Annotated in this window: 11 protein-coding genes; 6 read left to right on the top strand and 5 right to left on the bottom strand. The window is 67.7% G+C overall.

Features of this window, described 5'->3' with window-relative positions; translation table 11 throughout:
• Positions 1-130: 130 nt before the first annotated feature.
• From AC23D6_RS12175 to AC23D6_RS12185, 3 genes are all read left to right on the top strand, one after another.
• Positions 131-1,534, top strand: a complete 1,404-nt coding sequence (locus tag AC23D6_RS12175) for a GntP family permease (protein ID WP_487752630.1) — start codon at positions 131-133, stop codon at positions 1,532-1,534.
• Positions 1,535-1,632: 98 nt separating this feature from the next.
• A complete protein-coding gene (locus AC23D6_RS12180) occupies positions 1,633-3,504 on the top strand; it encodes a DUF1800 domain-containing protein (RefSeq protein ID WP_487749522.1) in 1,872 nt (623 codons plus the stop codon).
• A gap of 9 nt (positions 3,505-3,513) precedes the next feature.
• On the top strand, positions 3,514-4,995 hold the full coding sequence (locus AC23D6_RS12185) for a DUF1501 domain-containing protein (RefSeq protein WP_487749523.1): 1,482 nt from the start codon (positions 3,514-3,516) through the stop codon (positions 4,993-4,995).
• Positions 4,996-5,022: 27 nt separating this feature from the next.
• Here AC23D6_RS12185 and AC23D6_RS12190 read toward each other — a convergent pair whose 3' ends face one another.
• The 3 genes from AC23D6_RS12190 to AC23D6_RS12200 all read right to left on the bottom strand — a co-directional run bounded on the left by AC23D6_RS12190 (position 5,023) and on the right by AC23D6_RS12200 (position 7,972).
• On the bottom strand, positions 5,023-5,496 hold the full coding sequence (locus AC23D6_RS12190; protein WP_487749524.1) for a hypothetical protein: 474 nt from the start codon (positions 5,494-5,496) through the stop codon (positions 5,023-5,025).
• A 53-nt stretch (positions 5,497-5,549) separates the two neighbouring features.
• Positions 5,550-6,650 carry a hypothetical protein gene (locus AC23D6_RS12195; protein ID WP_487749525.1) on the bottom strand — a complete coding sequence of 367 codons (1,101 nt, stop codon included), beginning with the start codon at positions 6,648-6,650 and terminating at the stop codon, positions 5,550-5,552.
• 179 nt (positions 6,651-6,829) lie between these two features.
• Positions 6,830-7,972: an NAD-dependent epimerase/dehydratase family protein gene (locus AC23D6_RS12200; protein WP_487749526.1), complete on the bottom strand. Its 1,143-nt coding sequence runs from the start codon at positions 7,970-7,972 to the stop codon at positions 6,830-6,832.
• 247 nt (positions 7,973-8,219) lie between these two features.
• Here AC23D6_RS12200 and AC23D6_RS12205 point away from each other — a divergent pair, with 247 nt between their 5' ends.
• Positions 8,220-9,116 (top strand): hypothetical protein, encoded by an 897-nt coding sequence (locus AC23D6_RS12205; protein ID WP_487749527.1) that lies wholly within the window; start codon positions 8,220-8,222, stop codon positions 9,114-9,116.
• Positions 9,117-9,135: 19 nt separating this feature from the next.
• Here AC23D6_RS12205 and AC23D6_RS12210 read toward each other — a convergent pair whose 3' ends face one another.
• Positions 9,136-9,603 carry a hypothetical protein gene (locus AC23D6_RS12210; protein ID WP_487749528.1) on the bottom strand — a complete coding sequence of 156 codons (468 nt, stop codon included), beginning with the start codon at positions 9,601-9,603 and terminating at the stop codon, positions 9,136-9,138.
• Between the two features lie 39 nt (positions 9,604-9,642).
• Between AC23D6_RS12210 and AC23D6_RS12215 the strand changes: the two genes are divergently transcribed.
• Both AC23D6_RS12215 and AC23D6_RS12220 read left to right on the top strand, forming a co-directional pair.
• On the top strand, positions 9,643-10,830 hold the full coding sequence (locus tag AC23D6_RS12215; protein ID WP_487749529.1) for a Gfo/Idh/MocA family protein: 1,188 nt from the start codon (positions 9,643-9,645) through the stop codon (positions 10,828-10,830).
• Entirely contained in the window at positions 10,827-11,984 is a 1,158-nt protein-coding gene (locus tag AC23D6_RS12220) for an NAD-dependent epimerase/dehydratase family protein (protein ID WP_487749530.1), read from the top strand. Before AC23D6_RS12215 ends, AC23D6_RS12220 begins: the two co-directional genes overlap by 4 nt.
• 123 nt (positions 11,985-12,107) lie before the next feature.
• Here AC23D6_RS12220 and AC23D6_RS12225 read toward each other — a convergent pair whose 3' ends face one another.
• The gene (locus AC23D6_RS12225) at positions 12,108-13,373 is read right to left on the bottom strand and encodes a CynX/NimT family MFS transporter (protein WP_487749531.1); all 1,266 of its coding nucleotides are present in this window, start codon (positions 13,371-13,373) and stop codon (positions 12,108-12,110) included.
• Between the last annotated feature and the right edge of the window lie 14 nt (positions 13,374-13,387).

Raw genomic sequence — 13,387 nt, forward strand, 5'->3', positions numbered from 1 at the left:
TGCCGCCGATTGAAGCGAACACTAGGGGGTGGCCCGTGCGGAGGGCATCGTACCTTCGTACAGTGGGATGGGCGCCACGGCCCTGCCGATACTCGCCGCACTGCAACCGGCGCTGGCCGAGGAGTCGTGGATGTCGTTCCTGATCGTGCTGGCCGCGCTGTGTTTCCTGATGTTCGTGGCCTACCGCGGCTACAGCGTCATCCTGTTCGCGCCGATCGCGGCGCTGGGCGCGGTGCTGCTGACCGATCCCTCGCTGGTCGCGCCGATGTTCACCGGCCTGTTCATGGACAAGATGGTCGGCTTCCTGAAGTTGTACTTCCCGGTGTTCCTGCTGGGCGCGGTGTTCGGCAAGCTGATCGAGATCTCCGGGTTTTCCAAGGCGATCGTGGCGGCGACGATCAAGGTGGTCGGCGCCCAGCGCGCGATGCTGTCCATCGTACTGGTGTGCGCGTTGCTGACCTACGGCGGCGTGTCGCTGTTCGTGGTGGTGTTCGCGGTATACCCGTTCGCGGCGGAACTGTTCCGCCAGAGCGATATCCCCAAGCGGCTGGTGCCGGGCACCATCGCGCTGGGTGCCTTCACCTTCACCATGGATGCGCTGCCGGGCACGCCGCAGATCCAGAACATCATCCCCACGTCGTTCTTCGGCACCACCGGCTGGGCTGCGCCGGTGCTGGGCACGATCGGCGGCGTCTTCATCCTGATCGTCGGCATGACGTATCTGGAATGGCGCCGCCGTGTGGCCGCGCGCAATGGCGAGGGCTATGCCGGCACTGAAGAGCTGCGCAACGAACCCGAGCCTTTCAGGGGTGACCGCCTGGCGCATCCGCTGATCGCCATCCTGCCGCTGCTACTGGTGGGCGTGGCGAATTTCCTGTTCACCCGCTGGATTCCGGGCTTCTATGGCGACAGCCAGTCCTTCGTCCCGGCCGTCATCGGCAATCCGGCGCCGGTGGTGCAGGAGGTCTCGAAGGTCGCCGCGATCTGGGCCGTGCAGGGCGCGCTGCTGGTGGGCATCGTGTCGGTGATCGCATTCGCCTGGAGGCCGGTGTTCGCCAGCTTCGCCGAGGGCACCAAGAGCGCCATCGGCGGTGCGCTGCTGGCCTCGATGAACACCGCCTCCGAATACGGCTTCGGCGCCGTCATCGCCGCCCTGCCCGGCTTCCTGGTGGTGGCCAATGCGCTGCAGGCCATCCCGAACCCGCTGGTCAACGAAGCGATCTCGGTCACCGCGCTGGCCGGCATCACCGGCTCGGCCTCGGGCGGCATGAGCATCGCGCTGGCGGCGATGGCAGACAGTTTCATCGCCAATGCGAACGCGGCCGGCATCCCGATGGAGGTGCTGCATCGCGTGGCCTCGATGGCCTCCGGCGGCATGGACACCCTGCCCCACAATGGTGCGGTGATCACCCTACTGGCCGTCACCGGGCTGAGCCACCGCCAGTCCTACAAGGACATCTTCGCGATCACCCTCATCAAGACCGCGGCCGTCTTCGTGGTGATCGGCGTGTTCTACGCCACCGGCCTGGTCTGAAACCGCGCGCCACGTGACCGGGCTGTGCGCGCGGTCGCATACATCGCGCGGGTCTTGGCCAATACTCCCGCCATTCTGGGGAATGTGGGAAACACCGCATGGCGCGCTATACCCTCCCGTGGCGCCGGTTCGCCGCGCGCGGACCTGTCCGCCGTACCGCGACCGGTCCGGCGCTTCGCAATGAGGCGGAAACCGATGTGCTGCTGTCGCGGCCCAAGGCGGACCTCGCCACCCAGGTGCGCCAGCGCCTGAACCGCCTGTACGGTTGGAAGGGCGGCGAACAGCCCAGCCCGAAGGACACCACGCCCGCACCCGAGCCGGCGGTCGCCGCCAGCGGGGACCGTGTGATGGTGGGGCAGACGAATGCGCGTCTGCTGACGATGGCGCGCCCCCCGTTCGCGGTGCAGGCGCTGAACAACCTCAGCTACGGCGCCACCGCCACCACGCTCGCCGAGTTCAACGCGCTGGGCAGCACCGACCGCCAGCGCCTGGCCAATTACGTGGACTGGCAGCTCAACTGGGAGGCCATCGACGACAGCGCCGTCACCAACCGCCTGACCGCCGGCGGCTACACCACGCTCAACAAGTCGCTGGCCCAGTTGTGGGCCGACCACGTGGTGCCGGATCCGGAGTACAGCATCCGCATGCGTCCGGCCAACGAGGTGCAGCGCGCGGCGTTCGTGCGTGCCGTGTACTCGCGCCGCCAGCTGCGCGAGGTGCTGGTGAACTTCTGGCACGACCATTTCAATGTGCTCGGCACGGACTTCAGCGTCGGCCCGGTGTTCGTGCACTACGACCGCGACGTGATCCGCGCCAACGCCAAGGGAAACTTCCGCACGATGCTGGAAGGCGTGGCCCAGAGCACGGCGATGCTGTATTACCTGGACAACATCAGCAATTCGCGCTCAGGCCCGAACGAGAACTTCGCCCGCGAATTGCTGGAGCTGCACACCCTCGGCGCGGAGAACTACCTGGGCTTCATGGACCCGTTCCAGGTGCCGCCCTGCCCCGAGGACCCGGCGTATCCCATCGGATATACCGACATCGACGTGTACGAGACCTCGGCCGCCTTCACCGGCTGGTCGGCGAAGAACGGGCACTGGCAGTTCCCCAGCGAGAACGACGGCACCTTCGTCTACCGGCAGTCGTGGCACGACGCCGGACCGAAGTTCCTGCTCGGCATGCTGATCTATCCCGAACAGCCCGCGCTGAAGGATGGCCGCGACGTGCTGGATCGGCTGGCCAGCCATCCGCGCGTGGCGAAATTCATCTGCAAGAAACTGATCCGCCGCTTCATCGGCGATACGCCGCGGCAAGGGCTGATCGACAGCGCCGCGGCGATCTTCCGCGCCAACTGGCAGGCGCCGAACCAGATCGAACTGGTGATGCGCCATATCCTGAATTCGGACGACTTCATCAACAGCTTCGGCCAGAAGAACCGTCGCCCCTTCGATGCCGCGGTGGCGGCGATGCGCACGCTGGGCGGCGACTGGACGCTGCGTCTGGACCACGGCCGCAGCAACGACTTCATGTGGCTCTACGGCTTCACCGGGCATGCGCCTTACAACTGGCCGGCGCCGAACGGATACCCTGACACGGGCCTGGCGTGGTCGGGCTCCAACTCGTTCGCGATGACCTGGCGCGTGCTGGGCTGGTTGACCGAAACCCGGGACGGCGACGTGCCCTTGCATCCGGTGGTCGATACCACGCGCGCCAACGTCCCCGTCGCCAACTGGACAGCCAACAACCTGGTGACCTGGTGGTGCACGCGCCTGCTGGGCTACCAGCCGGAAGCCGCGCGCAAGCAGGCGCTGGTGGCGTTCATGGCGCAGAACGGCGACCCCAACACCTACGTCATCACCGACACCAACACGTGGCAGGGCAGCGACCTGAAGCGGCACTACAACCACGAGCGCCTGCGCAGTCTGGTGGCGCTGATCCTGATGACTCCCGAATTCATGAGCCGCTGAGGGCCCGCCATGCGCGATTTCAAACTGACCCGACGCGAATTCGTCAAAGGCTGCGGCAGCGCCGCCATCGTCAGCGCGGCCGGCGGCACGCTGATGTTCGCCGATCCGGTGGATGCGGCCGTCAATAGCTACGACACCGTCGTGCACCTGTTCCTGCGCGGCGGCCTGGACGGCCTCAATCTGGTCGTGCCCACCGGAGGCGTGGACCGCGGCTTCTACGAGGAGGCACGCCCCAGCCTGAAGATCGAGACCAGCGGCGCGTACGGCGCGCTGCCGCTCACGCTCGCCGGCGGTGCGGATACCGGCTTCGGCCTGCATCCCTCCGCGACCGGCCTGCGCGATCTGTGGAACGACGGCAAGCTGGCCATCGTGCATGCCTGCGGCATGGCTACCACGGTCACGCGCAGCCACTTCGATGCGCAGCTGTACATCGACCTGGGCACGCCCGGCAAATACGGTTCGCCGAGCGGTTGGATGACGCGCGCGTGGGAGACCCGCCCGAGCGGCACCGGCACCCTGCCCGCCCTGGGCGTCAGCGGCACGCAGCCGGCCGGCCTGATGGGCGCGGTGGATGCGCTGACCATGAGCAGCCCGTCGGACTTCTCGCTCAACACCACGGCGTGGAGCTGGCAACGCACGCGTTCGGACTCGCCCGCCGGCCTGCGCGGCGTGGCCGAGACGGTGGCCTCGCTGTGGAACGGCCAGACCGGCCTGGAGGTCACCGGCCGACGCGCCGACGGCGCGCTACGCCTGATCGGCCAGCAGGGCTACGCCAGCCTGCCGGCGAGCTGGCCGACCGGCAACTTCGCGCAGCAGCTGTGGACCATCGCGCAGAGCATCCGCTTCAACCTGGGCCTGCGCTACGCCACGCTGGACCTGGGCGGTTGGGACACGCACGAGGGGCAAGGCACCGCGGGCAGCGGCTACCACTACTATCAGAACAAGATCAACGAACTCTCCGCCGCGCTGGCCGCGTTCTATGCCGAACTCAACGGCACGGGCGAAATGGCGCGGGTGACGGTGGTGGTGCAATCGGAATTCGGCCGCCGCGTGCGCGCCAACGCCAACGGTGGCACCGACCACGGCTATGGCAATCCGATGCTGGTGCTCGGCGGCCCGGTGAATGGCCGCCGCTTCTACGGCAGCTGGCCCGGTCTGAATCCGGAAACGCTTTCGCCCACCTTCGGCGATGTGCCGGTGACCACCGACTACCGCCGCATCATGTCGGAGATCCTCATCCGCCGCATGGGCAACGCCAACCTCAGCCAGGTGTTCCCCGGCTACGCCGGCTATACGCCGCTGGGCATCATGCAAGGCACCGACATCGCGCCGAAGCTGGAGGAGATGGCCGTCGCTGCATCGATTCCGTCACTGGGGGTGCCAGGCACAGGAACTCCTGCGCCGGCCGTCAGCGCCCCCACCGAACGCGCCGTGCCCGACTGGCAGCGTCGCGGCCCGGTGGACCGCACGCTGGTGCGGCGCGAGCGCTGAGGCGCCAGCGCCGCAGGTGCACCTCGATCAGCCACGCGCTGCCCCAGGGCAGCGCTGGTTCACGCCTTGCACGAGTTGCGTGTTCGCGCGGGCGACGGCGGCACCGAGATCGTCGTAAAGCTCGGCCTCGCTGCCCCACCAGTTCACCGACGGCACCTGGGGCCGGATCAGGAACGGCGGTGTGTCGCCGAGCTGCGCCTGCAGGACCACCACGGGCGTATTCACCGCATGCTGCTGCGCCATGTAGAGGCGCTTGAGCTGGACTGTCAGGCGCATTCCTTCAGTCGCCTCGCCCGTACCGACCCCGGCCGCCACCAAATGCTCACGGATAAGGTCGGGCGCGCGCGTGAACTGCAGCGCGCGCCCGTTGTACACGCCGGCGGATTCGCCGCCCGGTCGCGCATCCACCACCTCCACCAGGGTCACTGCACATGCCAGGCTGACGCGTGGTGGTGCCGCCAGGCGCTGCGCTTGCAGCGGCGTGCGTTCGATCTGCGTCACACAGCCTGCCGAGAGCGCCGCCATCGACAGCAGCAGGACATGCCTCCCCCGTGTCACGAGCCCGCCCCGGCATCCACCGCAGCGGCCGGCGCAGGCTCCGTTGCGGGCGCTGCTTCGGTGGCAGGCACCGCGTCGGTCACCGGCGCAGATGGCGCCTCTGTCGCGGCCGCGTCGGCAGCGACCGCAGCCGGTGGCGTGACAGCGCCTTCCGTCTGCGCTGCCCTGCCCGTGTCGCTAGCGACCGCGACGGCAGGCAGTGCGCCCGCACGCACGGGGTAATAGCCGTGCAGCGGCAGCCCTGCGTTGAGACGCGTCCACACCCAGTGATCGGCCGCACGTACTTGCTGGCCATTGAACGATTCGCCCTTGAAGAAGGTCGATCCCCGCTTCTTCTCGCCACGCTCCGTGCGGCCGGCTTCAGAGAAATCGTAGGCCATCATCTGGATCGTCTGGTCGATGCCGTAATCGAGCATGGCCTCAAGCTGGTCGCTGCCCAGCGCGATCCAGCGCGCCGCATTGTCGTCCGGCTTCTGACCGTCCAGCGCTTCCAGCGGGTAGTTGAACTGATACTGGTGGGACGACACCAGGCGCAGCTTAGGCTTGCCGTTCGACTTGGTCTCGCGATCGATGAGCGCCACATGCAGGCGGACGGCGAGATTCTGGAAGCGGTTGTCGATCGCATAACGCGGCGATACCACCAGCACGCCCTTGGCCGGGACAACGCTGCAGCCGAATGACAGGCCGGCCACGACCACCATGCCACCTCCTCCGACCGCGGCAGGCGCATCGCAGGTGGTGATCTGCGGCGCAGGCGACAGGCCGTCGGAGGCTACGCCGGCGCGCAATGCAGCTTCCGCTCTCTGACTGAAGGGATAGTCCACCAGCAGGTTGCGAAGCTCGACGACGCGCTCTTCCGCATTGGACACCGCGGCCTTGTCGATCGCCGTGCCGATCAAGGCACCCAGCAATCCACCGACCGCTGCACCCGTGGCGGCACCGCTGGCAGGCACTTCGACCGCCAACTCCTGTTGCCCCAGCACAATGTCCACCGGCAACTGCTGCGCAACCGGCATCGGCAACGGTTCCGGCTTGGCCGCACGGCCGGGCAACGACACGACGGCCAGGCACGCGGCCGCACACCACACTCGCTTCATGGACTTCCCCCTGGATGGAATGGACGACGCTCGCGCGTCGCGCGATCCAGGACGGGTGGTATGGCGGCATTACCCCTAACGCCGCGCGCCTTCCTGGACACGGCGAGTGTGGACAAATAGGCGAGCCTGGGCAAGCCGCGTTGCGGTATGCCCGGGCGGCGACATGCAACGCGCCGGGGTTATCCCTTGCGCGCGTGCCACGCCTTCAACAACTCGGCTTCCTTCTCGCGCGTGATGCCCGCGCCCAGCTTGGCCTGGCGTTCGGCCGGCAGGCTGCGGAACCACGCCAGCAGATCTTCCACCGTGGTGGCGAGCGGACGGAACGTCAGGCCGGCGGCGATCGCGCGCTGGTTGCTGACCGCGCCATAGCCCGCATACGGGTTGTCTTTCGACGGCACCCAGATCGGCAGGCCGACCTGATGCTCGTCCAGGAAGGTGGGCGGCACGTGCGTGAGCGTCATGCCGCCGCCGGTGACGGCCTGGCAACCGTAGAGCATGGCGTCCATCGACAGCGTGTAGTCCGGGCCGCAGGCATTGAACGTGCCCAGCGTGCGGGCCTCGGCCAGGCGAATCATCCATTCGCCCAGGTCGCGGCCGTCGATGATCTGGATGGGGTCCTGCCCATCGCCGGGCACCAGGATCTCGCCACCCTGCGCCACACGGTGCGGCCAGTACGTGAAGCGGTCGGTCTCGTCGCGCGGGCCGACGATGTACCCGGGGCGCACGATGGTGACGTTCTTGCCGAACTGCTTGTGCGCTTCGGCTTCGCTCAGCGCCTTCAGCGGGCCGTACAGGTTCTCGATGTCGGCGCGCAGCGTCTGCTGCGTTTCGGCCATCGCGTCCTTGCCCTTGTACCGCGCCAGCGGGGAGTTCTCGTTGATGCCCGGCTTGCTGCCGTCGGCGTAGACCGAGATGGTGGAAATGAAGAGGTAATGGCCCACGTTGCCTTTCAACACCTGGCCGGCATCGCGCACCCAGAACGGCAGGCTGGTGGGGTTGTCGATGCAGACGTCCCATTTCCTGCCCTTCAACGCGGCCAGGTCGCCGGTGTTACGGTCACCGTGCAGCTGCTCGACGGCGGACGGCCACTCCGGCGACGGACGCTTGCCGCGGTTGAACAGGGTGACCTTGTGCCCGCGCTTGAGCGCGTACTCGACCTGGAACGGGCCGGTGAAGCCGGTGCCGCCCAGGATCAGAATGTTCAGCGGCTTGGCGGCCTTGCCCACGGGCTTTGCTTCGCCCGCGGCGGAGGCGAAGGACGGCAGCGCAGCGGCAGCAGCGGCCAGCGCGCCCAGCTTGAACAGGTCACGACGGGTGGTCATGCGGTGCTCCCCAGCGGTCTCAGGAAACCGACTAGATAGCACCCGCCCCGGCCTGCAAACCCCTGCCGGAAGTTGGTGTGACTTCCTGTAAGACACGGGATTGGCACGCACCGCGGCGCCCAGCGGCCAGGAACATCAGCCTGGGGCGATGATGCGTATCGTCTTCGACTCAATCCCTCCCACGACGGCCGTCCTTGCCCATCCCGTGCGTTGGTTCGCGTGGGCCCCTGCCCCACGGAGATACACGATGCCCGCTTCGCAATCGTTGATGACCACCCGCCGCGGCGAGTTCCGCGCGTTGTACCGGGCGCTGGCCCGCAAGCCCGACGCGTTCGCCTCGACGCCCATCGTGTTCTGCGAGGGCGATTCCTGGTTCTCCACCCCGCTGTCGATGAACCTGCTGGACTGGCTGGTGTATCCCGCGCCCGAGGATGAGAAGAAAGGCGTGCCGCTGTTCGGCGCCGGCGGCCTGTTCTTCCGCACGGAGGACAGCGGCGACCTCGCCGTGGACATGTTCACGGCACGCGGCATCCGCGACCTATCCGGTTGGTACCGAGCCTTTGCTTTCGACCTGGTATTGATCAGCGCCGGGGGCAATGACTTCGTGAACACCTTCCTGCAGGCCACGTTCCGAGGTGCCGCGCCGATGAGCCCGGCCGCGGCGTTCCAGCGGGTGGTGGACACGGGGCGCTACGAAGAAGTGCTCGGACGCTACCGTGCCTTCGTTACCGCCTTCCAGGCCATCCGTCCCGGCACGCCCATCCTGGCGCACACCTACGACTACCCGCGCGAATTGGGACGGGCCGCGCAGTTGACCCTGGGCAACCTGGGCGCTGCCGCCCTGCTCAAGAAAGGCGTCGGCCCGTGGATCGGCAACAAGGTCGCGCACGTGCTGCCACGCATCGAGCAACAGCGCGAGTTCGCCCGCCTGCTGATCGACGGCTTCGTCGACCGCGTGCTGGTGCCGCTACGCGACGACCGCACCACCGGCAAGGTCTTCGACTTCGTCGACCTACGCGGCGTACTGACCCGCAGCGACCAGTGGTTCGACGAGATGCACCCGACCGGCGCCGGCTTCGCCGCACTGGCCACGAAGTTCCGCCAGCAGATGCGGGCGAAGCTGGAGATCAAGCTGGGCGGTTGAACGCGCGCGCCCGTTCGCGCTAGGCGCGATCGTTCCGAATGCGCATGGGGATCTCCGCCAGGATAGAGAAGCAGGCACTCACGCCCAGACTGCAGAGGGCACCCACCAGGAGGAACCTCGCCGTGTGCGAGGCGGGGTCTGGCGTGCGCGCTCCGATGAACAGCGTCATCCAAAGGGCGGTACCGGCAACCGTCGTGCTCGCACACAGCGTCAGCGAGGACAGCTTTCCGAAGTGCTTCAGCAGCACCATCAGTGGCAGGCACACGAGCAGCATGCCGGCATATCCATAGACGAGGGACAAAACGACTACGAAAGGTAGGAAGAGCAGGACGTCAAAGGCGCTGCTGTACACGTCGGGCAGCAGGGCGACCAGCGGAATCGCGAGAACGGGCGTCACCAGCGGTGCGCCGAAGAAGGCACTCGTCAGGGAGAGCTTCGGCAGTGGATCGATCCGCATCGCGACTCCCGCGTCTCCCATGACCTTCATGCCCCGGGTTCAGTATTCCTGTCCCTGCGGCGAAGCGCCATGCCGACGATGCTCGAAGCCCGCCCACCCGGCGCTTGCCCCGTTGCAGCGCGCGCCAGGGACGGGCGGCTGGCCGTCCAGGGACACCTCTTGGCCGGTTTGCCCCCCTGCCCACGTATCACGGGTGTGGACAGGGGGAAGGACACCTTGACGGATATCGATTCGAACCGGCCTGTGCGGCTGGGTATTGTGGGCTGCGGGGCGATCACACGTGAGGCGCACCTGCCGGTGATCCTCGCCGATCGCCGGGTCGAGGTGACCGTGCTGTGCGACCGCGATCGCAGCAACGCGACGCGGACCGCGCTGACCAGCGGCGTGGAGGCCGAGATCACCACCGAGCTGGCCGACCTGGCGGGCAAGGTCGATGCCGCCATCGTCGCGGTCCCGCCGCGCTTCCATGCCCCCGTCACCATCCAGTTGATGGAGATGGGAATCGACGTGCTGTGCGAGAAGCCGCTCGCGATCACCGTCGCCGACGGCCAGAGCATGGTCGACGCCGCGCGCAGGACCGACCGCGTGCTGGCCGTCGCGCTGATGATGCGGTTCTTCCCGCACAACCGCTGGCTGGCCGACCTGGTGGAGGACGGCGAGATCGGCGAGGTCCGCGAGGTGATCGTCGAGGATGGCGCGCTGCTGGACTGGCCGATGGCGAGCAACAGCTATTTCGACCGGCATGCGACCGGCGGCGGCGTCCTCTTCGACACCGGCGTGCATCTGCTCGACCGCATGCTGTGGCTGTTCGGGGACCTGGACCAGATCGCCTATGAGGACGATGCCTTCGGCGGCTTCGAGAGCAACGCCAGGCTGACCGGCACGCTCCGGATCGGCGGACGACCGGTCCCCGCGCGGCTGGAGTTCAGCTGGTCGCACCGGCTTCGCCGCAGCATCCGCGTGGTTGGCGAGCGCGGAACGCTTGAGGCCTCGACCTCGGACCCCCGCATGCTGACCCTGCACAGGATCACGCGTCGAGGCCCGATGGAGATGCATATCCCCTGCGCGGGGCATTGGGACGGACGCAGCCACTACCGCGCGCAGTTGGACGACTTCGTCGGCGCCGTGCGTGAGCGCCGCCTGCCGTTCGTGACCGGCGAGTCCGCGCTGCGCGCGCTCGCCGTCATCGAAACCGCCTACGCCCGACGGACGCCGATGGCACAGCCCTGGATGGCCCACAGGGAGGCGGTGGCATGACGCCCGCTAGGATCCTCGTCACGGGCGCCACCGGCTTCATCGGCTCGCGCCTGTGCGAACTGCTTTCGCTCCATTACCGGCTGCCGTACCGCGCGATGGTGCGCGACTTCTCGCGCGCCGCGCGCATCGCCCGGCTGGATACCGAGCTGATCGCAGGCGACATGATGGACGCCGCCAGTCTGGCACGCGCAGTGGCCGGCTGCGATGCGGTCATCAACCTGGCCCATGGCGACGACCAGGGTGCGGAGAAGCAGACGCTGCAACTGATCGATGCCTGCGTGAGGGCGGGCGTGCGGCGCATCGTCCACGTGAGCTCGATGGCGGTGCATGGCCCGTCGCCGGCGCTGGAGGTATTGACCGAGGCCACCGCGCCGATCAAGCGCTGGGGCGAAGTCTATTCCGACGCCAAGGCCGCGGCCGAGGCCGTGGTTGTGGCGGCGGGCAAGCGCGGCGCGCTGGAGACCGTGATCCTGCGCCCGACCATCGTGTACGGACCCTTCAGCTTCTTCGTCACGCCGATCGTCCAGGACGCCCGTGCAGGCAAGATCAGCCTGGTCGACGGCGGGCGCGGTATCTGCAATGCGGTGTACGTGGACGATGTGTGCGACGCGATCGTGGCCGCGCTCGAGCGGGACGAGGCGGTCGGCGATGCGTTCCTGATCAATGGCGACGGACGGACCACGTGGGGCGACTTCATCACCACGTTCGCCGGGATGGTGGAAGGCGCGAAGACCATTCACGACCACGCGCCCGACGAGATCGCCGCGTACTGGAAGGCGAAACGCCCGCGTGCGCGCGACAGCGTCAAGGCCGCGGTGCGGCTCGCCGTCTCGCCCGCGTTCCATGCCCAGCTCGGCACCATTCCCTCGCTCGGCCAGCTGATCCGCGGCACCAAGGAAATGGTCGCCCGACGCATCACGCCCGAACAGAAGATCCTGATCAAATCGCGCCTGCAGGGACGACGGCCTATCGCGCACGTCGACGAAGTACCCTCGGTGCGGATGCCCAGCGAAGGCCGCGTGGTCCGCGAAGCCTACCGCGCGTGGGTCGCCAACGACCACGCCAAGGCGAGACTGGGCTGGACGCCGGCGCATTCGTTCGAACTCGGTGCGCAGCGCACGGCGGAATGGATGCGGTTTGCACGGTTGATCTGAGCGTAGCGCCCAACGCGCTGGTCCAACTCTTAGCTCGTAGGATGGGTTGAGCCGCAGGCGATACCCATCAAGCAAGATGGCGATCACGATGATGGGTATCGCCTTCGGCTCAACCCATCCTACCTACGCGTGCCAGGTGTCTTCCAGATAGCGCGGCCGGCAGGCCAGGTATCCGCCAACCAGCAACACGCCGACGCAGACGGCGAGAAAGGCCATCGGCAACGCCCAGCCATGGGTGTACTCGTGCAGCAGGCCGAACGCCAACGGTCCTGCGCACGACAAGGTGTAGCCCACCCCCTGCATGAAGCCCGACAGCGCGGCCGAACCCTCCGGCGTGCGCGTGCGCAGGTTGATCAGCGTCAGCGATAGCGGGAACGTACTGGGTCCCAGGCCCAGCAACGCGACCCACAGAGCGGGTGCGGCCATCGGCGCCAACAGCAGGCCGGCGAACGCGGCGGCGTAGAACCCACCGCAGGCCACGACCACGATGAAGGGTTTGCGCATGCGCACCGCGATCAGCGGCATCGTCAGCGAGGCCACCAGGCCCAGCGTGGAAAACAACGCGACCATCGAGCCGCCCAGCGCGAGCGTGCCGCCGGCTTCGACCAACAGCTTCGGCAACCAGGTGAACATCGAATACGTCACCAGCGAGGTCATGCCGAACATCAGCGCCATGCCCCAAGCCACTGGCGAGCGCCACGCACGACCGGTGGGACGCGATGCGGCCAGTTCGGGCGCTTCATCATCGACGGTGACGGCCGCATCGTGCGCGCGCGCCAGGGGCGAGGTCCGGCGGCGTTCCTGCCACAGCACCAGGCACCACGGCAGCGCCGACGCCGCGGCGAATACCGCCCACAAGCCCAGCGAGAGACGCCAGCCGGCGGCTTCCATCACCGGCACCGCGACCAGCGCGGGCAGGATGGTGCCGGCCTGCAGCACGGTGATGTAAAGCGTACTGACGGCGCCGACACGATCGGCGAAGTAGCGCTTCACCAGCGGCGGCAGCACGATGTTGCCGATGCCCATGCCGGCGAGCGCCGTCAGCGAGGCCGCCATCAACGCGGTCGTGTCGTTCGCGGCACTGCGCAGCAACAGGCCCAGCGTGGCCAGCAGCATCGCCAGCAAGGCGGTGCGTTCCAGGCCGATGCGGTGCGCCAGTGTTGGCGTCGCCACACCGAACAGCGCGAACGCGGCGGTCGGCAGCATGCCGAACACGCCGGTCATGGTGGCGCCGAACCCGAACGTATCGCCCAGCGTGTCGAGCAACGGAGTGAGCGAAGTGACGGCCGTGCGCAGGTTGAATGCCGACAGCACGATGCCGAGCAATACCAGTCCGCGACCGGACCAGAGTGGCGCGGATGCTGCGACGCGTGTCTTCTTGGATGCCATGCGCGTCATTATCG

This window comes from Pseudoxanthomonas sp. G3 (assembly GCF_057654715.1).